Here is a 23416-nt window from a genome sequence, read left to right on the forward strand (position 1 = left end):
CAATCCGTTGCCAGTTATTGTAGCGTTTCAAGACAGCTACAGGCTGTGTGTGGATGAGTTGGGCAACCCGATCATCGAAGAATTTGGGATGACCTCCCCACCGGTTATAGACACCGGATTAAGCACTCCTGAATACATTTTTATCTGGGAGATCGACGGCGAGTTGCAATTTGGGGAAACCCAGGGCAGCATCACTGCGACCCAGGGAGGCGTATACAGCGTGACGGTGATTGACGCTGAGACCGGTTGTGAGAGCAGTGCAGAGACCACGGTGATTGTATCTTCACCTCCGTTTACTTACAGTGCACAGGCGGCGACCTCGGCCTTTGCAGGAGAGCACGCGATAGAGGCAGAGGCAGAAGGATTGGGCGAGTATGTGTTCCAGTTGGACGACGGACCGTTTCAGGAAGAAGGCTACTGGGAAAATGTAAGTCCCGGGAGCCACATAGTGACCATTACCGACAAGTTGGGTTGTGGCTCTGTAATGATTGAAGTGAATGTGATAGACTACCCCTTGTATTTTACGCCCAATAATGACGGTTACCACGATACGTGGAATATCATAGGCATAGGTAGTATCCCNGAGATAAAATTGACCAACAAAAAAAGGCTATTTAAAAAATTAAATAGCCTTTTTTTTATAGTTAATATTTTTTTTAAAATGTAAAGTTAGTCGTTAAGGTAAATAGGTTTTCAGTTGCTTCAATTATACTCGCATTACCAAAAGCGGAATTTGGGTAAAATTGATTGAAGCGTTCTTGTTGGGTTTGCATATAGGCTAAATCAACTTTAAAGGATCCGAAATTATAGCCCAACCCTATAGAATAGCCTGTTAAATCATCCATAACATTAGTGTCATTGTAAGGGCTTTCTTCATATCTGAACCCTCCTCTGAAACTGATAGCATTGTACCTGTATTCACCTCCAATATTAATTGATGAAGACCCCTTTAGTACATTTTCAATTTTATTGTTTTCCTGTGCAAATGCAGTCACATTGGTGGGTCTAAACTCAATATTTGAATAATCTTTATAAGAATAGTCAACGCTGATTAAGCCAGTTTTTCCAAATAAATAAGCCACACTTCCGGTGAATTTTCCGGGTGTTTTTAGGGTGTATTCTTCATAAACGTTAATGATGTTTGGCCTGATTCTTTCTGTAATGGATTGATTTCCATCATCCCGAATCGTAGAAATTTGTTGAGTAGTTTCTTCAGAAATAGAATACCAGGTAGGGGTATCATAAACCAATCCAAACCTAAAATAATCGGTGGCTCTGCTGATGATGCCCAATTGAGCAGAAAATCCATCGCCAATTACAGCTAAGTTATTTCTAAACCCAATTTCATTTACTAAACTACCCTCATTGCTATTGACTTCATAAAAAATGGACGATTCTCTGTAATCAATAACATGCGAATTTAAATTTAGACCAAAGTAAAAATTGTCGTTGATTTGAGCACCGACATTTACTGAAAACTTGGCATTGTATCCGGTTGATTCAGATAGAAATTCCTGATTGAAAGTGCCTGATGCAATAGTTGATAGATAACTGGTATTGTTTGGGTTGTCAAAATCAACGGGGTCAATGATAAACGATTGATACCCTAAAAAGGCCTGCTGTGCTGCAAAGCCTTCATTTTCCCCTAAAAACCGATACAGGCTTGAGATGGATTCACCAGGTTGAAGTTCCAGTAAATTAAGTGGTATTCCATCAGCATAGCCTAAGAAATAGGAGTCAATGGATTTTGAACTTTGACCTGATGAATAATGAGCGTCGTCAAAATTGTTGGTCATTTCATAATTAAAACCCAGGGTAAATTTTCTCCAGACACTCTCTTCGTTAAAATTGTCAAAAACAAAAACAGCACCTGCCTGATTGAAATTTAAAGCAGTATTGTAAGTTGAATTTAGATTATTGAAATAATTGGTTTCATTTTTTTTATCAAATAATGAAAGGGAAACACTTGCTGAGCTATTGAGAAACACAGCTGATCCTGCAGGGTTTAATTGCATGCCTGATAAGTCTCCGCCCAATGCCCCAAAAGCACCGCTCATACTGTTGAAGCGTGCAGAACCAAAAACTCCGTTTTGACTATACCTCAAAGCATCAACGATGTTTTGAGCATTAAATTCCTGAACAAAAATAAGCGCTATGATTAAGAAAAAATATCTTCTCATTTGATTAAGTAAGTTTTAAAATTTTGAAAGATTAAAAACCACCACCTCTACGTCTACTGGTAGTTGTACCTGAACTTGAGCTTGAACTTCCTGAAGACCTAACATTTGTACCACTTCGGTTTGTTGAACCTGAACTTCGCGTATTCGTGCTAGGCTTGGTATAAGTTCTTGTTCTTGTTGAACTATTTGTTCTTGTATTATTTATTCCCCTTACATTAGAATTTCGGTTATTGGAGGATCTGGTTCTTACTGAATTTGATCTGGTTCTTTGAGACGAATTTCTAATGCTTTGTGAATTCCTGCTATTGTTAATCCTTCGTTCAATTTCTGATCGAGAGTAATTTCTGTTAGAACGCACGTTGCTAGTATTAATACTTCTGTTGGAAGTACGGTTGGATCTCACATAATCTGTATTTCTTCTGCCTCTGTTATATGCTACATAATTTGAATAGCCTCCGTAATAAGGGTTGTAATAATATGGATTGTAATAAGGGTTATAATATGGATTAGACCATCCAGACCAGTAATGTGGATAACTCCAGCTCCAATATGGGGTGTAGTATCCGCCCCAGTGCCAGTAACTAATACCCCATCCGGCGGTATACCACCAGTTAGGTCTGTGCCAGCCATAATAGCCATAACCTGCATTGTTATTATAAACATTTACGGTAACAGCAGAAGTTTCTTCACCCCAGGGTCCATAAGATTCATTGTAATCCATTTCTTCGTGAACTACGCCATCTTCATCAACATAAGCATCATTTGAAGTATATCCTTCTACATCAGTAAATATGATGTCGCCTTCAGGCTCATTGGAATAGACTTGCTTTTTAGCCTGAAAATATTGCTTGTAATAGTTTCTGTTATCAGTTTCAGACTCCTGATCTTCATAATTTGTTGCTGTCGAACCATATATCCCATCATTGTCTTCAAAACCTGTGTCTCTTGAAGTTCCGCAAGATGTAAGCATCACAACAGTGATAAATACAGCAAACAGCCTGGTGAATGATTTATATGTATAATAAGTTTTCATATCAATGGTTTTTAATTGTTCAACACTATAAATTTAAGTAGTTTTGCAAAAAACAAATAGTACTTTAACTTATTTAACACAATATTTGTGCCAATTTTAAAGGTATGGGAAAGCATTTAACTACCAGAGAAGAAGATTATTCCAAATGGTATAACGAATTAGTCGTAAAAGCAGATTTAGCTGAGAATTCAGGAGTACGTGGTTGTATGGTGATCAAGCCTTATGGTTATGCGATCTGGGAAAAAATGCAAGCAGAACTTGACAGTAAATTTAAAGCTACCGGTCATGAAAATGCCTATTTTCCAATTTTTATTCCTAAATCATATTTTAGTAAAGAAGCCAGTCACGTTGACGGATTTGCAAAAGAATGTGCTGTCGTTACTCATTACCGACTCAAAAATGCAGAAGACGGCAGTGGAATCATTGTAGACCCCGATGCAAAACTTGAAGAAGAATTGATTGTAAGACCCACCTCTGAAACAATCATTTGGGATACCTATAGAAAATGGATCCAATCTTACAGAGATTTGCCCATTTTGGTAAATCAATGGGCCAATGTGGTAAGGTGGGAAATGCGTACCAGGTTGTTTTTACGTACCACCGAATTTTTATGGCAAGAAGGTCATACGGCACATGCAACAAAGCAAGAGGCCATTGATGAAGCAGAACAAATGATGAATGTCTATGCCGATTTTGCTGAAAACTACATGGCTATTCCCGTAATTAAAGGAACTAAAACCGAGAGCGAACGCTTTGCAGGAGCCTTGGAGACCTATTGTATTGAAGCTTTAATGCAAGACGGAAAAGCCCTTCAGGCCGGCACCTCTCATTTTCTGGGGCAAAATTTCGCGAAAGCATTTGATGTAAAATTTGCGGCTAAAGATGGTAAATTAGACTATGTGTGGGCCACTTCCTGGGGTGTATCAACCAGACTTATGGGTGCCTTAGTGATGACTCACAGTGATGATAATGGTTTAGTTATCCCACCCAATTTGGCTCCCAATCAGGTCGTTATTATTCCAATTTACAGAAATGATGAGCAATATGAAGCGGTTTGCAACGAAGCTGAAATAATATTAAAGGAATTAAGATCAAAAGGAATACGGGTAAAGTTTGATAAAAGAGACACCCAGAAACCCGGATGGAAATTCAATGAATACGAATTGAAAGGAGTGCCTTTGCGCATTGCAATCGGTCCCAAAGACATTGAAAATAATTCGGTTGAGTTGGCAAGGCGAGACAATCTCACCAAAGAAATTGTCAGCAGAGAAGGTCTTGATAATAAAATTGACGATTTATTAAAGGAAATACAAAACAACCTTTTTGAAAAGGCTCTTAAATACAGGGATGAACATATAACGGAAGTCAATTCTTTTGATGAATTTAAAGAAATCCTGGAAACAAAAGGCGGGTTTTTAAGTGCGCACTGGGATGGAACTCCTGATACTGAAGAACAAATCAAAAACCTAACAAAAGCAACCATAAGATGTATTCCGCTTGACGCTAAAAATGAATCTGGCGTTTGTGTTTTCAGTGGAAAACCATCTGAAAAAAGAGTGCTTTTTGCAAAAGCATATTAATTTTCAAAAAAAGTTTGTGAACCAATTGCGACTTTGAAAAATAATTGTATTTTTGCATCCGCAATTGAAAATTGTATGGTCCGTTCGTCTAGGGGTTAGGACGCCAGGTTTTCATCCTGGTAACAGGGGTTCGATTCCCCTACGGACTACAAAGTATATTGAAATTTTGAACACTATTTTGGATACTGAATTCAATTTAGTACCCAAAACTAACAATGGTCCGTTCGTCTAGGGGTTAGGACGCCAGGTTTTCATCCTGGTAACAGGGGTTCGATTCCCCTACGGACTACAAAAGAGAAATAGTTACATTTTTAAGAAAAAAACAAATGGCAAATCACAAGTCAGCGTTAAAGAGAATTAGAAACAGCGAAGCAAAGCGTTTACGCAACAGATATCAGCACAAATCAACCAGAACTGCAATCAAAAAATTGAAGGAGACTGAAAGTAAAGCTGAAGCGGAAAAACTTTTCCCGTCTGTTGTTTCTATGATTGACAAATTAGCTAAGAAAAACATTATTCATGATAATAAAGCAGCTAATTTAAAATCAAGTTTATCTAAGCACATCGCAGCTCTTTCATAAAGAGTTTGGAACAATAAAATCAATTCAGAACTCTCATCTAATAACTTAGATGAGGGTTTTTTTGTTTTCTGATATTTCATTGATTTTTTGTACATTGTGCGTGTGAAAAAAGCATTTTTCAAAACCTTGTCTGTACTTAATAAATGGTTGCTCCCCAACTTTACAAAGCAACGATTGGATTTAAGTAAAGCAAAAAAATGGCAGTTAGCCATTCTTGCATGGAAAATCTATGTGACCAAAAATGTTTTAGATTCTTAATCCTTATTTCAATGAATAAATTACTTCTTCCACTTTTTTTAGTGCTTTTTGCAACTACTGCTATTTCTCAAAACAATCAAGTTTTACCAAAAGGTTTCACCGAAAGTGAAAAAGACCTGATCACTGAGTTTCAGTTTAAGAGCACAAATATCACCCCACCACCAGAATTTCCCGTAAGAACAATGGCTGAATGGGAAGAAATTGAATATTTAGTGATAAGATGGACTCCTTCTTTTCAAAACATTTTACGTCAAATCGTAGCCGCTGCAGTGGAAGAATGTAAAGTTTTAATAACTACAGAAAATTCAGGGGCTGTCACTTCCTATTTAACATCAAATGGCGTTGATATGACCAATGTAGAGTTTTTGGACGCTCCAAGTAATTCAATATGGATTAGAGATTATGCCGGTAATACAGTTTATACAAACGATGTTGGAGAACGTGCACTGGTAGACTGGATTTACAACCGGCCACGACCCCTGGATGATCAAATGCCCACTTTTCATGCAAATTATACAAATTCACCTATATATATAACTAACTCTGGTAGTAATGACCTGGTCAATACAGGAGGCAATTTTATGTCTGATGGAATGGGAAACGCTTTCGCATCAAAACTTGTTTTAGAAGAGAATGAAGCCGGAAACCCCTATGGAGTTACTCCAAAAAGCGAAGCAGATATTGATAATATTATGCTTGAATATCAGGGTATTTCAAACTATATCAAAATGGACCAAGTTCCTTATGATCCCATTGATCATATTGATATGCATATGAAATTACTTGATGAAGAAACCATACTGGTTAGCAAATATCCACCCGGAGTGGCCGACGGTCCTCAAATTGAAGCAAATATTGACTATGTGACTTCCACCTTTCAGACACCCTTTGGAACAGATTATAAGATTGAATGGATTGATGCCCCTCCCAGCACAGGCGGAAACCATCCGGATTCGGGCGGTTTGTACAGGACTTATACCAACTCTGTTTTTGTAAACGGAACAGTGATTGTCCCTACTTACAGACCGGAAGTAGATACTGAAGCCCTTGCATTGTATGAAGAACTGCTGCCCGGCTACAATATAGTGGGGATAGATGTTGATAATTCCGGCGAAAACCTGATTTCACTAAATGGCGCGATTCATTGCATCTCACACGCCATTGGGGTTTCTGACCCACTTTGGATTGTTCATCAGCCCATTGAAGAGGTGAATACAACGATGGACATTCCCGTTGATGCAATGATAAAGCACAACTCAGGAATCAACTCGGCAAAAGTATTTTGGCGCGAAAGCGGAACTCAAAATTATCAGGAAACAGTTATGAGCTTTGAAGGGGATGATGTGTGGGTGACTGATTTAACCGTAGCTAGTAATGCTACCTCAATTGAATATTATATCTGGGCTGAAGCCAATTCCGGAAAAACGATGACCAGACCGATTGTAGCTCCTGAAGGTTACTGGACCTTTGACATTACAAGTCTATCATCCGGAGATTGGGCACAACAACATATTGCAGGACCTTATCCAAATCCTGCTTCAGAAGAAGTATCGTTTAACCTAAACAATATTTCCGGCGAAATCACTATTACCATTCACAATGTTTTGGGTCAAAAATTATATGAGAATACCATTGAAAACGGGAATGGAAAAATAACAATGAACCTAAACCCTCAATGGAAAGGGGCTTTATTTGTTACTTTTTCGGGGGAGTTTGGAAAAGTTCATAAAAAGGTTTTAAAATTTTAAAACCGACTGAACATCATATCCTGCTATTTTATCTCTTCCGTTAAGAAATTCCAATTCCATCAAGAAGTTGCATTGGACAATCACCCCACCCAAATGCTCGATAAGCTCACAGGCCGCTTTTGCAGTGCCTCCGGTTGCCAATACATCATCGTGTAATAATATTAGATCCCCTTTTTCTATAGCGTCTTCATGCATTTCGATATGGTCGTCACCATATTCCAGCGCATAACTGCGCCGAATGATTTTATGAGGTAATTTTCCGGGTTTTCTGATAGGAATAAATCCTGCCTGAAGTTTGTGAGCCAAAAGTGTGGCAAAAAAAAAGCCGCGGGATTCTATCCCCACTACCTTATCTATTTTTCGGTCGCCCAGCAATTCCAATAGTTGCTCCAAACAAGCTGAAGTCGCCTCAGGGCTGTTGAGTAAGGGAGTGATGTCTTTAAAAACAATCCCGGGTTTAGGAAAATCGTTGATGGTGCGGATGTAGTTTGATAAATCCATAGAGGTATTTTGAAAGTGATTAAAGATAGAAAATATAGGCCACATCCCCTATTTTAGTCTTAAAAAAAGGGGTGTTTTTATAAAAAAAAACCACATCTAAAGTGCAGGTTTTATTGTTTGATAAAGAGTTGAATTATTACTTCTTTTTACCTCTTACCTTAGTAGCCCAGTATCCTACTGCGGTAGCCGCCAATGCTCCAAAGACTACAGCAAGAGTACCTCTTCTTTTATAAACTGCCTTTCCAGTTTTTTCTGCGACTTCTTTACCAATTACTTTACCGCTTTCTTTTACTATTTTTCCTTTTGTGGTCATATTTTTGTGTTTTTAGATTGTTAATAGTATTACCGAATGTTTAAATCAGGCCTAATAAATATCATATATAATTAACAGAAAGACCGTTAATAAGTTTATAAATAACAACAATTTAACTAATTGACTGAGTAAAGTCATTTTAAAAGGATGAGGGAAGAGTTGCTGTCTATATTCTATCAATATGTAACCTCGACAGGGATTTAAAGAATACACCAAAGTTTTTGAAGCTGAATCCCAAAATCACTAATGTAAAAGCGTTAACCAGTCTGTCGCAATAGCAATTGGTCAGTAATATCCCTGTGATCTCTGTTATTGAGCTGCTTCAGGTCCAGAAGTATTTTTTTGGACAGAAAAAGTTTTACATATCCAACCACTGTTTAAACGAACTTGCCTTACTACTGCTCACCACCTGGTCTTCAGGTCCGTTAGGTGCTATCTGCAATTGAAGGCGTCCTTTAAAATAGGGCTTCACCTGATTTACGGCTTTGATATGTACCAGTAATTGCCTGTTGGCACGAAAAAAGATCGCAGGATCTAGCTGTTCTTCCAATTGTTCCAGTGTATAATTTATAATAAAACGTCCATTATCAAAGGTGATCAAAAATACCACTCCTTCTTCGGCTAAGAAATATGCAGCATCCTCACTGGAAACTGATTTTATGGATTGACCTGATTTTACCATAAACCGTGTCTTCCTGGAAGGATTAAAGGAAGAATCTGCTGTTTGAAGCATATGTTTAAGGTTCTCCATTTCGTCCTGAAAATTATTTTTCTGAAGATCCTCATACTTTCTAATGGCTTTAACAAGTTCAGCTTCTTTAACAGGTTTTAGAAGATAGTCTACGCTATTTACCTGAAAAGCCTGAATAGCATACTGATTGTAAGCCGTAGTAAAAATTATAGGACATTTAATAGTGATCTGGCGAAAAATTTCAAAGCTTATACCATCAGAAAGATGAATATCACAAAATATCAAATCAGGTAAAGTGTTGAGCTGAAACCATTCCACTGCCTCCTCCACAGAGGGCAAGACTGGTGCCATTTCAGCCCCCGGCCTGTGCTTTAAAATCATTTCCTGCAGAGACTCTGCCGCCAGTTTTTCATCTTCAATAATTACTACTTTCATAGGTTTCTACTTTTAATAAAGGTAGTTTCACTGTAAATTGATTTCCGTCCTTTTCAATCTGAACCTTTTCTTCAGTATAGAAGGCATACCGGCTTTGTATATTCGCCAGACCAGTTTTTGTTGAAGGCACATCTTCTTTGCGCAACTGCAGTTCATTAGAAACCACAAGATTCTTCTCGTCGGTATATATTTTAATTACCAAAGGTTTTCTCATCGTCGCCGTGTTGTGCTTTACAGCATTTTCAATTAACATTTGCAAAGCACCCGGAGGCAGCTGCAGTGATAATTTTTCTTCCGGTATAATTTTTTCAAACCGGAGCGCTTCTTCAAAACGCGTGTCCAGCAAATACATATAGGCGTCTACTATTTCCAGTTCCTTATGAAGGGGCACCAGCATTTGTGGGCTATGGTCGAGAAACGAGCGATAAACATCAGAGAGTTTTTCAACGAACTTTTCGGCCTTATCCGGATTTTTATGGATCAAGGCTCCTAGAACATTCAGGCTGTTAAACAGAAAGTGGGGATTCACCTGGTTTTTAAGACTCTCCAACTGTGCCTGAAAACTTTCCTTTTGGAGCCGGGCCGATCGCAATCGTTCCGCCTGTAGTCTCTTTTTACTTCTTTCCCTTTCAACAAAATAATAGAAAAACAGGGAAATAATAGCACTAAAAACATAGCCAATTCTCAAGCCATCAGGATCCAATTGGTCGGGAGTGTAAAAGATCAATATAGGAAGGTGGTTTAATAGCAGGTTTAACAGAAGGGCACTGACCACTACCATAAAAAATTCCGAAAAAGCTCTTATAAATATAAGAGTAGACTGAAAAAAAGTAGAATTTACGATCGAGGAAATTTTTTCCTGAACCCAAAACAAGCTGAAAAAAAACAGAAAACTATAAAGAAGCTGAATGAGCCCAGCAAAGCTAAAATCCCATAGCGTGCCGCTATGTAAATAAATAACGACTGTAAAAGCCAGGATTGCAGAAACAGCAGCAATCCCTAATCTTTTAAAAAACTGAACCAGACCAGATCGCTTTAACCCGGTTTTAATCCTTGGGGTATTCTTGTTAATAGTTGAATTTCTTGAATCCATAATTTTTCAGGGTAAATATACTTAAAATCAAATTTAAGAGGAAATGAACAGGTAACTGACTTTCTCTCTTAGTTACACCGGCAATATAGACTGCTTTTTGGAAACCGGTTTCCATTTCATTGTACCGCAATCCCATTTCATTGCTCTTATATCCCGCTTCATCTATTTCCGGTTTCCCGGAAGGCCCTATCGCTGCATATTTGTGGTGTTAGCTAACAAAAAAAATGACAGTAACCCTTTAAAATTTAAAACGATGAAGTTGTATAAAAAATTAACAGTATTCGTAGTAACCTTAATATTAACCCATAATTTATTTGCCAATGAAGGTGGCGTTTACGGAAGTCTTTATGATGAAAATGACGTAAGCATCCCCTTTGCAACTGTGGCAGTAATGAAATTGTCTGACTCCACAGTTGTTACAGGTAGCACCACAGATATGGACGGCTTATTTAAGATTCACAATCTTAAAAAAGGAAGGTATTTTCTGAAATTTAGCTCTGTAGGCTATCAAACAAAGTATTCTACAGACTTTCATGTAAAGGACATCGCTTTTACCAAAGATTTTGGTAAAACAATCCTTCCGGAATCACTTGCTATGTTAGATGAGGTTATGATTCAAGTTTGGCGACCCCAGGTGAAGGTGGAACCAGATAAAATGGTGGTAAATGTTGACGGAACTCCGTTAGCAGCAGGAAGTAGCGCCTATGATGCGCTCTCAAGGTCACCTGGTGTTTCTGTAAGTCAGGATGGTGAATTTCAACTGAATGGTAAAACCGGAGTATCAATAATGATAGACGGAAAACAAACCTACCTTTCCTCACAGGACTTACAGACCTTATTAAAAGGAATGTCTGCAGAAAATATAAAAGATATTGAACTGATTCATAACCCTTCCTCCAAATATGATGCAGAAGGCACGGCCGGTATTCTAAACATAAACCTGAAGAAAAATTCGACCGGAGGTTTTAATGGCAGCAGCTATGCCGGATACCGTTACAATCAGCAGCATTATTACAATGCAGGGGTAAACCTCAACTATAAAAAGGGAAAATGGAATTCTTTTTTTAGCCTCGACATCGCTGAAGACGGAAAAGTAAGGAACCAGGAAATGAAAAGAATTTTTAACACAGAAGACCCCAGTGCCATACTGGAACAAACCGGAAGGCAAGAAACCAGGAAGTTCACACCTTCCCTGCGATTGGGAAGCGATTATCAGATAGATACTAATCACCAAGTGGGTTTTATGGCAAACCTGTCTTATCAAAAAAGCAGCGGTAACTGGAATAACTCAGGTTTTTTACAGAATTTTGAAACTGATGAAAGTCTGTTTATCGATGCCAAAAATCAATTGAATGAAGAATTTGGCAATGGCAGAATGAATGTTCATTACGAAGGTAAACTGGACACTTTAGGTACTGTTCTATCTGCTGATCTTGATTTTATCAGGCTAAGTAAAGACACAGAATCCCGTTTTAAGAACCGCTACACATTTTCTGATGGCAGCCTCCAAAACGAGCTTTTGCAAAGTAGCAGTTTTTCAGATTACACTATTTTTTCAGGCCGTATAGATCTTAATATTCCACTTTCAGAAACGTCAAACCTCGAGCTAGGAGGAAAAGCCAGCAAAGTGGTTTCTGAGAGCGAACTACGGTTTTTTACCGAAGCAGAAGGAGTTTTAATTCCTGATGCTGAAAGAAGCAGTGTGTTCCGTTATGAAGAAGAAATCTATGCAGCTTATGCTGATTTCAGCAGCCAGTTGAGCCCAACATGGACATTACAGGCGGGAATCAGGGCTGAGCAAACGGTTGCTGAAGGAAAGTCAGCTTCAGTTGAGAACCTGGCAAAAAGGGATTATCTGGAATTTTTTCCAAACCTCCGTTTGAGCCAGCAAGTAAGTGAAAATTATACCGTAAATTATTCTTATAGCCGAAGGATCACCCGACCGCAATATAAAAGACTTAATCCGTTTCTTTTCTACCTGGATCCCTACACTTATGTAGAAGGATATCCCGGTCTTAAGCCTCAGTTCACTAATTCCTTTCAGGTGAATCAAAACTTCTTTAAAAAATACAACCTTCTTTTAAGTTATGATATGGCACAGGATTTTATCATAGAGGTGCCCTTTCAAGACCCTGAAACGAATGAAACGGCTTTTGCCATTAGAAACCTGGACTCTTACAGAAACTACAGTGCAGCTATTATGGCACCGGTTAAAATATCTTCCAATTGGAATATGACTAATAACCTGGTCTTGGCGCAACAAGAATACAGTAGTGTAATTGATGGTCAAAAGGTTGAAAACAAACAGTTCTTTTATATGGTGCAATCCAGTCAAAGGGTGAAGTTCCCATTGAATATAAGCATGGAAGCGAATGCCACTTACACCGGGCCTGTTGCCTATGGACTCTATTCTTTAGATGCTCGGTTCGGACTCGATATTGGTCTAAAACGCTCTTTTATGGAAGACAGGCTCGATGTAACTTTAAAAACTACTGACATCCTTAAAACGATGGATATCTCCGGGGTCTCAACTATTAATGGAAATGCGTTTCTACTTGACCAGTACTTTGGAGACCGAGGTGTAAGCATCAATTTGCGTTATAACCTGAGTAATGAAAAATCGAAAACACAGAACCGCCAGACCGACCTGGAGGAGTTGAACAGGGCTGGTGGAAAATAAGTTCACCCTCCTTTACAACTGTCGTGGAACCCCGGAATTATCCGGGGTTTTTCGTTTTGATTTAAATGCGATACGTTTTTTTGCTTTACTTTTAATTTGTTCAGCAAATACTCTTAATATTTTGTACTCAGTACTTAATACTGTTTAAAAAGTCTCCTTTCTCTTCTCTATTTTAAAACCCAAAATGACCAGTATTCAAATTTGGAATTTGGTACTTGGAATTTGGAATTTGGTATTTAGTACTTGGAATTTGGTACTTGGAATTTGGTACTTGGAATTTGGAATTTGGCACTTGGAATTTTAAATAGTGACAGGAGTCGCTTTCCTCTGAGCTCCTGTAATGTAGTTTGTGAGTAGTTCAGGGATTAACGTCTTTTGTCTTAAGTCATATGTCTTACAGTCTTATGTCAACTTTTGGAATTTGGAATTTGGTACTTGGAATTTAGTACTTGGCCTTTGGTGATTGGATTTTGGAATTTGGAATTTGGAATTTGACACTTGGAATTTTAAATAGTGACAGGAGTCGCTTTCCTTTGAGCCCCCTCCTGAAAATAGAAAGTCCGCTGGCTATCGCCATCGGTTTTTTATTTTACTCCGCGATTGGAAAGCTTTGGCTTTCCATCCCTCCGTAAAACAAAAAATCCGCTCTTATCAGAGCGGACTTTCTGCATTAAGTGACCTCGACAGGACTACTTTTAATTTTACTTGATATTTTTGAGTAACGCTATGTGCAAAGCCTTAAACTCTATACTTTATAATACTTTAGAGGTTTTTTGATTCAAAAAAAGTAAAAATAAATAAAGTGAAATAAAGATAAATATAAAAAAAGGCGGTACATTGGGCGGTACAAATAAGCCGTATATGGGATCTATAAAAGTGAAACTTCGACAAGGTAGTGGAACTACTCAAAATATCTACATTCATTTTAATTATGGTCGAAAAAAAAATTACCGGTATGCAACCGGACTAAGTGTAAAAAAAACATCACATTGGGATGCTGAAAATAATTCTGTGAAAAATGTGAATGCCGAACCAGACAGTAATAACATAAACTTAGACCTTTCTGAGCTTTTAAGTTTTTCCAGAAAATTGTTGCGGAACCTTGAAGAAGAAGACATTCCAATTAACAGCCATATTTTAAAACAGCGGATTAACCAGTTCAAAAATAAAGGTGATGACAGCAAAGAATCTGTTTTCCTTACTGATCATTATAAGTGGTTTGTTAAGAACTTTGAGACCCAGCCACGGCCCAGCACAGGCAAGCCACTTGCCAAAAGTACTCTAAAACCATATAACAACACATTGAGGATTATTAAAGATTATGAGACTCATTTAGGCTATCGTTTAGTGTTTCAACATATCACTCTTTCTTTTCATTCTGAATTTATTGAATGGTTACAGGAAAAAGATTATACAGACAACTATATTGGAACTCAAATTAAAAACATTAAAACAGTGATGCATGATGCCTTTGAGAGGGGGCTTCATAAAAACACTAACTATCAAAAATCAGCATTCACTAAACCTAAAGAAGATGTAAACCACATTTACCTTACTATGGATGAAATAGAAGCTATTAAAAAAATTGATTATACAAAGCGTCCTGGTATTGAAATATCAAGAGATCTATTTGTGATTGCCGCAATGACAGGTTTGCGCGTGTCTGATTATAAAAGCCTCTCTTCTTCAAATATCAAGTTTTATAGAGGTATCAAATATTTAGAGGTTAAAACTCAAAAGACTGGCAAGATAGTTCATATCCCTCTTCATAAGTTTGTGACGGAAATTTTAAAAAAACGTAACGGCCAGTTCCCGCCAATGATACCGGAACAAAAAATTAATGATGATTTAAAAATCATAGGTAAAAAGGCTAAATTAAATGAAGAAGTTATTGTTGAGCGTACAGAGGGAGGAGAGAGAGTAAAAACTAAATATAAAAAATATAAAAAATTATCCAATCATACCGCAAGAAGAAGTTTTTGTACAAATGCCTATAAAGCCGGTATGCCTGTAATTGATATCATGGCAATTAGTGGACATACTTCTGAGAAGGTTTTTTATAATTATATAAAAGCATCTCCTATGGAAAGGCTTGAAAAAATTTCTAATCATGCATTTTTTAAATAATGCGAATTTATCCTTTTTTCATCAACCGGAAATCCAAAGGAAATCAGCGGTAAACAACTAAAAACCCAACGAGAACCAACGGAAAACTTTTATAATCAACTGAAAGCAACCAGCGCGTTGTGAAAGCATCAACAGCGAAGCAACTGAGAACCCAACAAACGTTTCAACCATGGTTGCAAATCATATCAACGAGAAACCAACAGGGTTTAAAAGCTATCGTTTTACATCTTTTAAGATTGAACAAAGTCCTTACTATATTTAAATATTTTTTTCATTTACTTCTTTCTCAAAGTCTTTCAAAAATTCACACCAATATGAATATGATTCAGGTTCAGGTTTTGGTTTTACTTCAATCAGTTCTGGTTCAAATAAAAATTCATCTTCATCAATTTTGAAACCTGCATAATATTCTGTCATTCCTGGAATTTCGATTATAGCGATATCACCTTTATAAATTGTTTTCTGACTTTCAACTGTTTGAATATAAAAAAATTCAGTGTCCCTATAACTTTTGATTTGCTTGAGCTTTACTCTAAATTTTATGTAATTTATATCCAACCCTGTATAGTTCTGTAGTTCTATAGCCCCAGACTTGAAAGTTTTTCCTTGAAAATCTGTTGTCCAAATTAATTTCTTAAAAACAACGCGTGAAATCGGGGTGTATGGCTCCTTTTTATCTCTTTCACATTGTTCATTTATGTTTTTAAAAGTTAAATGTGTTAGCTTTACATGTTTCGTAGAATCCGGTTTATATATACCCAGTATTTCATAAAACACCTTACCTTTTTTTAGAAAAATACTAATACCACCAGCGAAACTATGATCTGTTGTATCTATTTTAAAAAGTTGAACATTTTTATTTTTCTTTAAATAAGCCTTGGCATTATTCAACTCTTCAATAGTTTGTTTACTTAAGCTATCCATTTGATGAATAAATAGTTCTTTTAAAATTTCATTGTTATCCCTCAAAATTCCTTCATATAGCGCTGCACCAATTTTGTAAGCATTTGTATTATCCACTTTGTAAGCATTTGTATTATCCGCTTTGTATTGGCAAGAACTCAAAGTTAAAATACATAATAGGTATAAGTAATATTTCTTCATATCTTCCTTTTTATTTGCCCTTAAACTGTTGAAAAGTTAGGTTTTTTATACTTTTATTTTACTTACTAATGAACCCCAATCAAATTTAAAAAAGTCATTTGAATTAAAAATGAGGAATCCCGTAAAATATAATAATCCTTTTCAATTATATTGCCAGCCATTTTGATTTCTCTAAATTTAGGTAATATATTATTGATGAATTTAATTCTGATTGTTTTCAACAGGGCCGTTGATGTTGTTGCAACCCGGTTGTTTTTTAGCAACAACGAAGTCAACAACAAGAGCAACTATAAATGCAACGAAAGCAACGGGAAAACAACGAAAGCAACGAGCGCAACGAGGAAAGCAACGAGCGCAACGCGGAAAGCAACGAGCGCAACGCAAAAAGCAACTGGAAACCAACTGGAAACCAACCGGCGTTGCAACCGGCGTTGCGAAAAGAAAACCAACTGAGACCAATAGCTGAAAACTACAACTAACCAATCACAATTTATTACATGAAAAATCCACCTTTTTTCTACAAAGTCTCATTTCACTTCTTAGCACAAGACCAAAATAATGAGTTAAAACATCATAGTTGGCAAAAAGAATTTCATAACTCCAATCCTTTTGAAGCTCGTAAAGAAGCCTTTGAGGCTTTTGATGATTACCTTAATAACCTGGAAGTAAATGGGAGAATCGAAATTGACAACTATGGAAATCCCAAGATCATAAGCCCTACTACAGTGCCAGAAAAACCAGATTTTTCTGAAAAATTAGACAGTGAAGATGTAACTGAGATGCGAGATTATATTCAAAAATCTACTTCTTATCTATTAGAATTTGTTGAAACTTTAGATGTGTTGCTGATCATTGAAGATGATAATTTGGTTGACGAGATAGGCTACGGAGATAGCACACTTGCAATACACTCTATTTCTTCTCATTCCTTCAGTAAACAGGAAATACTCGATAACCTTTCACGTGAAGTCGATCTCTATGAGAAATGTAATTATCATCCCTTTGATCACACTGTGGTCATCCAACATTTTGGAGAGGATTATGCAGAGTCAGGTGAAGAAGAGGGAGCTGAAAATTACGCTATTCTACCTACTCCTTTCAAATGGATTACAAAAGAGCAATATGAAGAATGTAAAGAAGAAAACGAACCTGTTTCTGAATTATCAGAGCAAAATCTGTGGGAGAATATAATTGACAGAGGAGAATCGAATACCTTGGAGTTTAAATCAAGTCTCATCTATAATTTTATTCCAGGCAGTCCCAATTACGTTCCTCGTTTCAATAATGCAAAAACAATTTGTGGGTTTTTAAACTCCAATGGCGGCATTCTTATTATCGGAATTTCTGACGATGGAAAACCACAAGGCATTGATAAGGATTTGGAGTTCCTGGGTTCAAAGGATAAAATAAAACTGGAGGTTGACAATATGTTACCCAATTATTTTAGCAATTCCATTTCCTCGTTGATCGAGACCTCTTTTGTAAAAATTCAAGAAAGAGAATTACTAATCATTAGAGTGAAACCAAGTTCCTCACCGATCTTCTTAAAAAATTATAACCCAGTGGCAAATAAAACTTCAAAACATTTTTTTGTGAGAAGGAGTGCTTCAACAACAGAAATAAAAGATGTCGAAGAAATTATTAATTATGTTTTTAATCACTGGAATAAAAATTAAGATTTAACTGTTTCGTGGTTATTTCTTTTCGCGCAACCTTAAGCAACCATTGGCCCGTTGCGCTGTGTTGTTTCACTCAACGTTGCCCTAAACACATCAATTTTAATAAAAACTTTCTCGCAACCTTCTCGCAACGATAAACCCGTTGCGCTGAGTTGAATTACGCAACCATTGGCCCGTTGCGCTCTGTTGTTTGGTGCAACTTAGCCCACAACCTATCGAGTTTATATTGCTTTCCTGCAATCTTTACGTAACGATAAGCCCGTTGCGCTGAGTTGAATTACGCAACCATTGGCCCGTTGCGCTCTGTTGTTTGGTGCAACTTAGCCCACAACCTATCGAGTTTATAATTGCTTTCCTGCAATCTTCACGCAACGATAAACCCGTTGGGCGGTGTTGAATTACGCAACCTTTTGCACGTTGCGCGGTGTTGTATTGCGTAACCTTAAGCAACCATTGGCCCGTTGCGTTGTGTTGTTTCACTCAACGTTGCCCGAAACGCATCAATTTTAATAAAAACTTTCTCGCAACCTTCTCGCAACGATAAACCCGTTGCGCTGTGTTGTATTACTCAACCTTTTGCCCGTTGCGCTCTGTTGTTTGACGCAACTTAGCCCGCAACCTATCGAGTTTTATAATACCGTTCCGCAATCTCTACGCAACATTGCATCAATAATTTTGGCGTTGCGTTGCAAGGGAATTAAAAGGAAAGGTTTGTTTAAACAAATAGAAGCAAAGTAATATTATTCACCACTAAAGAAAAAACTATTAAAATTATCTTAACTTTATTGCACTTTATTAAACTGACCACAGATAAAAAAACTATCAAATAAATTAATGGCAAAAGCAGATATCGATTTTGAAAAAGAACTCTGGGATGCGGCAAACGAATTAAGAGGTGCTGTATCAGAGAACAACTATAAAAATTACATATTACCCCTCGTTTTCCTCAAACATCTTAGTGAGCGTTATGAAGTTGTGCGGGATGAGTTGAAAAAACAGCTCAACGACCCCAATTCTGAATATTACACTACAGACAAGGACGAGATCAATTACGTCCTTGAAGACCGGGATGAATACCGTTCCCGCAATACTTTTAAAATTCCTGAGACCGCTTCCTGGCAATATTTAAAGGACAATGCAGAGCAGGACGATATCAAGGTGAAGGTGGATGATGCCTTTGATGTGATACAGGAACTGTTGACCGGCTACAACTCCCAACTCAACAACCTGTTGCCGCGCATTTTTGTGCGAAGTGAATTATCCCCAAAACAAACCGGCGGAATCATCAACCTGCTCTCACACCCAAAATTCTCAGAAAAAGAAAATCCCGAAAGTGATATCCTGGGCCGTATTTATGAATATTACATTGGCCGTTTCGCTATGGCGGAAGGATCGGGTGCGGGACAGTTTTTTACGCCGGGAAGTATTGTAAGGTTACTGGTAGAAATGCTGGAACCCTATAAAGGAAGAATCTTTGACCCGGCCTGTGGAAGCGGTGGGATGTTTATACAAAGCTTAAAGTTTATTCGTGAACACGGCGGAAACAAAAAAGACATTGCAATATATGGACAGGAGATGACTGCTCAAACGTTGCGGCTTTGCCTGATGAACCTGATGTTGCGGGACCTGTCATTTGATATCAAATTAGGTAACTCTTTACTTGATGATAAATTTCCAGATTTAAAAGCCGATTATGTCATTGCCAATCCACCTTTCAACGTGAGCAACTGGCACCCGGAAGATTTGCCTGATGGCGACCCTCGCTTGTTTGGTCCCAAGGAAGAATTTACAACAGATGGAAGTGCCAACTATATGTGGATGCAAACCTTCTGGCACCATTTAAGCGATACCGGGACTGCCGGAATCGTAATGGCAAACGGGGCGATGACCTCCAACAACAAAGGAGAAAAAAACGTACGCCAACATATGGTGGACAAAAGTATGATTGATGCAATTGTACGCTTGCCCGATAGACTTTTCCTAACTACTGGTATTCCCGCCTGTCTCTTTATCCTTAGTAAAAACCGGAACGGAAAAGATGGCACCCACCGAGAGCGAAATAATGAAATACTCTTTCTTGATGCCTCTAAAATGGGGACGATGGCCAGCAGAAAACTACGGGTATTTACCGAAGAAGATATTTCTAAAATCGCCGGTGCTTACCACAACTGGAGAACGGTTGGTGAAACCTATGAAGATATTGAAGGTTTTTGCAGAGCAGTTACCATAGCAGATGTGCAAAAGCAAGATTACAAGCTTACTCCTGGCATCTATGTTGGCACAGAAGCGGAAGAGGACGACGGTATCCCTTTTGAAGAAAAAATGGAGAGTCTTAAGGCGCAGTTGCTGGAGCAGTTTGAAAAAGGGGAAGAGTTGCAGGAACGAATCTTACTAAATTTTGAAAAGTTTTAAATGGAAAGAATATTAAAAGGAATTCAATCAACTTTTACAGCTAAAAGAATCCTTCTCGCGTTGGTTGTTACCCTACTTTTTTTTATCAAAGTAGACTGGGTTGTGGTTTTTATTAATAAGTTTTTAATGATTCCCAAGGAGTTTTCAAATTACTTTTTAGATACAATTCTTATAATTGTTACAGGAAGTTTTTTATTTTGGTTTACTTATTTATTCTTTCGAAAAAATTATAAGGCATCCTACAACCAGGTTGCAAGTGCTATAGTCGTGATATTATTAATCTCATTCTTCTTCTATAACTCTGATAAGTATGATTGGGATTACCACACAATATTTAATACTTCATTAGAATATATTTGGTTAATTATTATTCCATTAATAATATTTATTTTCTTCCACTTTATTAATTTTTTCTTTCCATTTAAAAAATATAAACAAGAGATTCTACGTGAAAATCAATTGGTGCAAGATAATCCAATAAAACTCAAGGAAATGGATTTGTTGGGATATGAAAGTGTTGTCGATAAACTATATAATATTCTATTAAGTCAAGAAACTAAGAAATCTATGACGATAGGCTTGGTAGGGCCTTGGGGGAATGGTAAATCGAGCGTGATTCAAATGCTTTTAGATCGGCTTGAGCCTAAAATGAAATATAGTAAAAAGTTTAATCGAATTTTTAAAAAGGATATTGAAGATTTATATTTGATAGTACATTTTTTGCCTTATTTAAACCATCAAGAAGGTGATTTAATTTCTGAATTTTTTAGGGAACTGAGTTCAAAACTAAGACCATTTAATGGCAAGCTTTCAAACTTAGTTTTAGAATATTCAAAAAGGCTTGTTGATTTTCATAAAAACGGAATTAATTTAAATTTCTTTGATAAACACGTATCTTCTTTTGAAAAAACTTCTGCAAAAGAAATGTATGATGATATAAATGAACGGTTGTTAGAAACAGATAAAAAAATAATAGTGTTCTTAGACGATCTTGATCGCTTAAATTCAAAAGAAATATTACAGGTATTAAAATTAATTAGAAATAGTGCAGATTTTACAAATGTAATTTTCTTAGTAGCTATGGATAAAGCATATGTTGTTAAACTCCTTACTAAAAAACAAGAAATTTTGAATGCACGTTTCATTGATAAATTTTTCCAATTAGAAGTTTATCTCCCAGAAATAAAGAAAACTAAATTAAAAGAAATCTTCACTAATTTATTGGTAGAGAAAAAGGATGGATTTAATAAAAATTATGAGAGAGACTTAAGTGAGGCTGTTGGAAGCAGTAAGAATTTATTTAATGATTATATAAAAAATATTAGGGATGTAAAGCGTACTGTTAATCAAATTATTTACGAATATAAGCGTGTTGAAGGTGCAGTGGATCTTACAGATTTTATGAATTATACCTACCTAAAATTAAAGTTTCCTTCCATAATTACTTTTCTTAAAAATAATAGATCTCGTATTTTAAAAAGTGATAGAGAAGGAAAAAAATATACTTTAAAAAAATTAAATGCTAATAATGGCAACAGAGATTATAGTTTGTTTGAAATGATATCGAACAAGGGTTATAATTATAAGAAATTAAGTAAATATGAAATTTATAATGATTTTTTTGATACAGAAGAGCCTAAATTAGATCCTTTAATAGAAGAAATTGAAGATAGACTATTGATTTTAAAAACCCTATCATATTTATTTGGGGATGACAATAATACGGAAAATGTTAATTCCATTATGAACATTAGAAATTTTATGATGTTAATGGAACAAAGAATTTTTGATGATTATCTGGATGAATTTGAAGCAGATAATTTATTTAAAGTAGAAGAGGATGAAATCGAAAATGTATTAGATAGATTAAAAAATGAAAAGAAAATTGAACAAGTTTTAGAAAGGCTTTCGTATTCCATTGTTGGAAGTGCTGAACATTTGGAGCGAACGCTTAAGATTTTAGGTCTGCTAAATCAAAAACATACTTCTTATAATTTATACGAACACTCAATAGGTGAAATTATATCAAGGTTAATAGATCAAGCTAATGAATTAGTGGATAAAAATAAAGGTCTAAAAGAAGAATATAGGAATGCCATTTTGAATGGATTATTTGATACCCCATTAATTTTAAACGAAACTAAAATAGGAATAATTTCAGACCTATGGACTAATCGAGGTCTTAATGATAAATGGATTTTTACAAAGAAAGAAATAAATAATTATTTATTAAAAAATTATAAAGATTATTTAATTGAAAATGATGGCGTTAATTGGGGTTGTAACGAAGATAAATTTATTCGGATATACATAGATATTTCACAAATCGAAGATGTAACTGCTAAGGTCAATATAGAAATGATAGCATTTTGGACAAGAAACTCCATTAAGATGTTATGCGCTAAATCTTTAAACTTTTCTTCCTTTAGTTTAAAAGCGTTTGCAGTATCTGATTTGATGGTTAAAATTTTTGGTTCCTTTATGGATTTTAAGCTTTTTGTAGAAAATCACCAAGATAAAAATGAACCAGAAATCATTGAATATATAAAATTCTTAAACATCGCAATGTATACTAATTTTAACAATTATATCATTTTTGAATTTAAGGTGTTTAAATTAATGATTGAGAGAATTAAATCACAAGAAATTAATAGACAAAGTTACGATAGAGATCAATTTGAGAATACACAACAATTACTATTTGTATATAAAGAGCCAGAATTGAACGATAAACGTTTTTCCATTATAAGAACGCTTCGTGAATCTGGTTTTACTAACGTTAAAGATTTTAGTAGAGATGGTTGGTTTAGCTTATTTATTACAGCTCAAAATCTACCAGATCAAGAATTAAAGGTGGCAAATACGATTAATTTTATCGCTCAAACTGATTCTGGAAAAGACTTAATTGATATTGATGAGGCAAGCCTTTTCTCAAATGAGCCTTTTATGAAATTTAATAATTATCAAATCTTTCTATACTCAAAACAACCTAATTAACTAC

16 protein-coding genes and 2 tRNA genes are annotated in these 23416 nt (G+C 36.3%); 11 read left to right on the forward strand and 7 right to left on the reverse strand.

Annotation, left to right across the window (positions count from 1 at the left end):
• Positions 1-656 precede the first annotated feature (656 nt).
• Positions 657-2180: an OmpP1/FadL family transporter gene (locus IEV69_RS12030; protein ID WP_188442797.1), complete on the reverse strand. Its 1524-nt coding sequence runs from the start codon at positions 2178-2180 to the stop codon at positions 657-659.
• Positions 2181-2211: 31 nt separating this feature from the next.
• Positions 2212-3213, reverse strand: coding sequence for a hypothetical protein (locus IEV69_RS12035; RefSeq protein WP_188442799.1), 1002 nt, complete (start codon positions 3211-3213; stop codon positions 2212-2214).
• 104 nt (positions 3214-3317) lie between these two features.
• On the opposite strand from IEV69_RS12035, the gene proS reads away from it, so the two are divergent.
• From proS to IEV69_RS12065, 5 genes are all read left to right on the forward strand, one after another.
• Positions 3318-4793: a proline--tRNA ligase gene (gene proS / locus IEV69_RS12040; protein WP_188442802.1), complete on the forward strand. Its 1476-nt coding sequence runs from the start codon at positions 3318-3320 to the stop codon at positions 4791-4793.
• 77 nt (positions 4794-4870) lie between these two features.
• Positions 4871-4942 (forward strand) — tRNA-Glu (locus IEV69_RS12045).
• 68 nt (positions 4943-5010) lie between these two features.
• Positions 5011-5082 (forward strand) — tRNA-Glu (locus IEV69_RS12050).
• A 37-nt stretch (positions 5083-5119) separates the two neighbouring features.
• Positions 5120-5374 carry a 30S ribosomal protein S20 gene (gene rpsT, locus IEV69_RS12055; RefSeq protein ID WP_188442804.1) on the forward strand — a complete coding sequence of 85 codons (255 nt, stop codon included), beginning with the start codon at positions 5120-5122 and terminating at the stop codon, positions 5372-5374.
• 269 nt (positions 5375-5643) lie between these two features.
• A complete protein-coding gene (locus IEV69_RS12065; protein WP_188442808.1) occupies positions 5644-7380 on the forward strand; it encodes an agmatine deiminase family protein in 1737 nt (578 codons plus the stop codon).
• On the opposite strand, the gene IEV69_RS12070 is transcribed toward IEV69_RS12065, so the two are convergent.
• From IEV69_RS12070 to IEV69_RS12085, 4 genes are all read right to left on the reverse strand, one after another.
• Positions 7369-7881 (reverse strand): adenine phosphoribosyltransferase, encoded by a 513-nt coding sequence (locus tag IEV69_RS12070; RefSeq protein WP_188442810.1) that lies wholly within the window; start codon positions 7879-7881, stop codon positions 7369-7371. The two genes, IEV69_RS12065 and IEV69_RS12070, sit on opposite strands and share 12 nt — an antisense overlap.
• A gap of 136 nt (positions 7882-8017) precedes the next feature.
• The gene (locus IEV69_RS12075; protein WP_188442812.1) at positions 8018-8194 is read right to left on the reverse strand and encodes a hypothetical protein; all 177 of its coding nucleotides are present in this window, start codon (positions 8192-8194) and stop codon (positions 8018-8020) included.
• Between the two features lie 358 nt (positions 8195-8552).
• Positions 8553-9320, reverse strand: a complete 768-nt coding sequence (locus IEV69_RS12080; RefSeq protein ID WP_188442813.1) for a LytR/AlgR family response regulator transcription factor — start codon at positions 9318-9320, stop codon at positions 8553-8555.
• On the reverse strand, positions 9301-10413 hold the full coding sequence (locus IEV69_RS12085; RefSeq protein WP_188442815.1) for a sensor histidine kinase: 1113 nt from the start codon (positions 10411-10413) through the stop codon (positions 9301-9303). The genes IEV69_RS12080 and IEV69_RS12085 overlap by 20 nt, the downstream gene beginning before the upstream one ends.
• Before the next feature lie 253 nt (positions 10414-10666).
• On the opposite strand from IEV69_RS12085, the gene IEV69_RS12090 reads away from it, so the two are divergent.
• On the forward strand, positions 10667-13093 hold the full coding sequence (locus IEV69_RS12090) for a TonB-dependent receptor (protein ID WP_188442817.1): 2427 nt from the start codon (positions 10667-10669) through the stop codon (positions 13091-13093).
• An 861-nt stretch (positions 13094-13954) separates the two neighbouring features.
• A complete protein-coding gene (locus tag IEV69_RS12095; RefSeq protein ID WP_188442819.1) occupies positions 13955-15220 on the forward strand; it encodes a site-specific integrase in 1266 nt (421 codons plus the stop codon).
• A gap of 258 nt (positions 15221-15478) precedes the next feature.
• Here the strand turns inward: IEV69_RS12095 and IEV69_RS12100 are convergent, their stop codons facing one another.
• A complete protein-coding gene (locus IEV69_RS12100; RefSeq protein WP_188442821.1) occupies positions 15479-16324 on the reverse strand; it encodes a hypothetical protein in 846 nt (281 codons plus the stop codon).
• A gap of 293 nt (positions 16325-16617) precedes the next feature.
• Between IEV69_RS12100 and IEV69_RS12105 the strand changes: the two genes are divergently transcribed.
• The 4 genes from IEV69_RS12105 (at position 16618) to IEV69_RS12120 (ending at position 23412) form a co-directional block, all read left to right on the forward strand.
• Positions 16618-16803: a hypothetical protein gene (locus IEV69_RS12105; protein WP_188442823.1), complete on the forward strand. Its 186-nt coding sequence runs from the start codon at positions 16618-16620 to the stop codon at positions 16801-16803.
• 18 nt (positions 16804-16821) lie between these two features.
• Positions 16822-18000, forward strand: a complete 1179-nt coding sequence (locus tag IEV69_RS12110) for an AlbA family DNA-binding domain-containing protein (protein ID WP_188442825.1) — start codon at positions 16822-16824, stop codon at positions 17998-18000.
• Positions 18001-18837: 837 nt separating this feature from the next.
• A complete protein-coding gene (locus IEV69_RS12115) occupies positions 18838-20415 on the forward strand; it encodes a type I restriction-modification system subunit M (protein ID WP_188442827.1) in 1578 nt (525 codons plus the stop codon).
• Positions 20416-23412 carry a KAP family P-loop NTPase fold protein gene (locus IEV69_RS12120; protein ID WP_188442829.1) on the forward strand — a complete coding sequence of 999 codons (2997 nt, stop codon included), beginning with the start codon at positions 20416-20418 and terminating at the stop codon, positions 23410-23412.
• Positions 23413-23416 lie beyond the last annotated feature (4 nt).

Source organism: Planktosalinus lacus, assembly GCF_014640155.1.
GTDB classification, from domain to species: Bacteria; Bacteroidota; Bacteroidia; order Flavobacteriales; family Flavobacteriaceae; genus Planktosalinus; species Planktosalinus lacus.

Coding starts and splice junctions, on each gene's coding strand:
- IEV69_RS12030 (WP_188442797.1), bottom strand. CDS start 2,180: ATGAGAAGATATTTTTTCTTAATCATAGCGCTTATTTTTGTTCAGGAA.
- rpsT (WP_188442804.1), top strand. CDS start 5,120: ATGGCAAATCACAAGTCAGCGTTAAAGAGAATTAGAAACAGCGAAGCA.
- IEV69_RS12095 (WP_188442819.1), top strand. CDS start 13,955: ATGGGATCTATAAAAGTGAAACTTCGACAAGGTAGTGGAACTACTCAA.
- IEV69_RS12085 (WP_188442815.1), bottom strand. CDS start 10,413: ATGGATTCAAGAAATTCAACTATTAACAAGAATACCCCAAGGATTAAA.
- proS (WP_188442802.1), top strand. CDS start 3,318: ATGGGAAAGCATTTAACTACCAGAGAAGAAGATTATTCCAAATGGTAT.
- IEV69_RS12075 (WP_188442812.1), bottom strand. CDS start 8,194: ATGACCACAAAAGGAAAAATAGTAAAAGAAAGCGGTAAAGTAATTGGT.
- IEV69_RS12090 (WP_188442817.1), top strand. CDS start 10,667: ATGAAGTTGTATAAAAAATTAACAGTATTCGTAGTAACCTTAATATTA.
- IEV69_RS12120 (WP_188442829.1), top strand. CDS start 20,416: ATGGAAAGAATATTAAAAGGAATTCAATCAACTTTTACAGCTAAAAGA.
- IEV69_RS12100 (WP_188442821.1), bottom strand. CDS start 16,324: ATGAAGAAATATTACTTATACCTATTATGTATTTTAACTTTGAGTTCT.
- IEV69_RS12035 (WP_188442799.1), bottom strand. CDS start 3,213: ATGAAAACTTATTATACATATAAATCATTCACCAGGCTGTTTGCTGTA.
- IEV69_RS12070 (WP_188442810.1), bottom strand. CDS start 7,881: ATGGATTTATCAAACTACATCCGCACCATCAACGATTTTCCTAAACCC.
- IEV69_RS12110 (WP_188442825.1), top strand. CDS start 16,822: ATGAAAAATCCACCTTTTTTCTACAAAGTCTCATTTCACTTCTTAGCA.
- IEV69_RS12105 (WP_188442823.1), top strand. CDS start 16,618: ATGCAACGAAAGCAACGGGAAAACAACGAAAGCAACGAGCGCAACGAG.
- IEV69_RS12080 (WP_188442813.1), bottom strand. CDS start 9,320: ATGAAAGTAGTAATTATTGAAGATGAAAAACTGGCGGCAGAGTCTCTG.
- IEV69_RS12115 (WP_188442827.1), top strand. CDS start 18,838: ATGGCAAAAGCAGATATCGATTTTGAAAAAGAACTCTGGGATGCGGCA.
- IEV69_RS12065 (WP_188442808.1), top strand. CDS start 5,644: ATGAATAAATTACTTCTTCCACTTTTTTTAGTGCTTTTTGCAACTACT.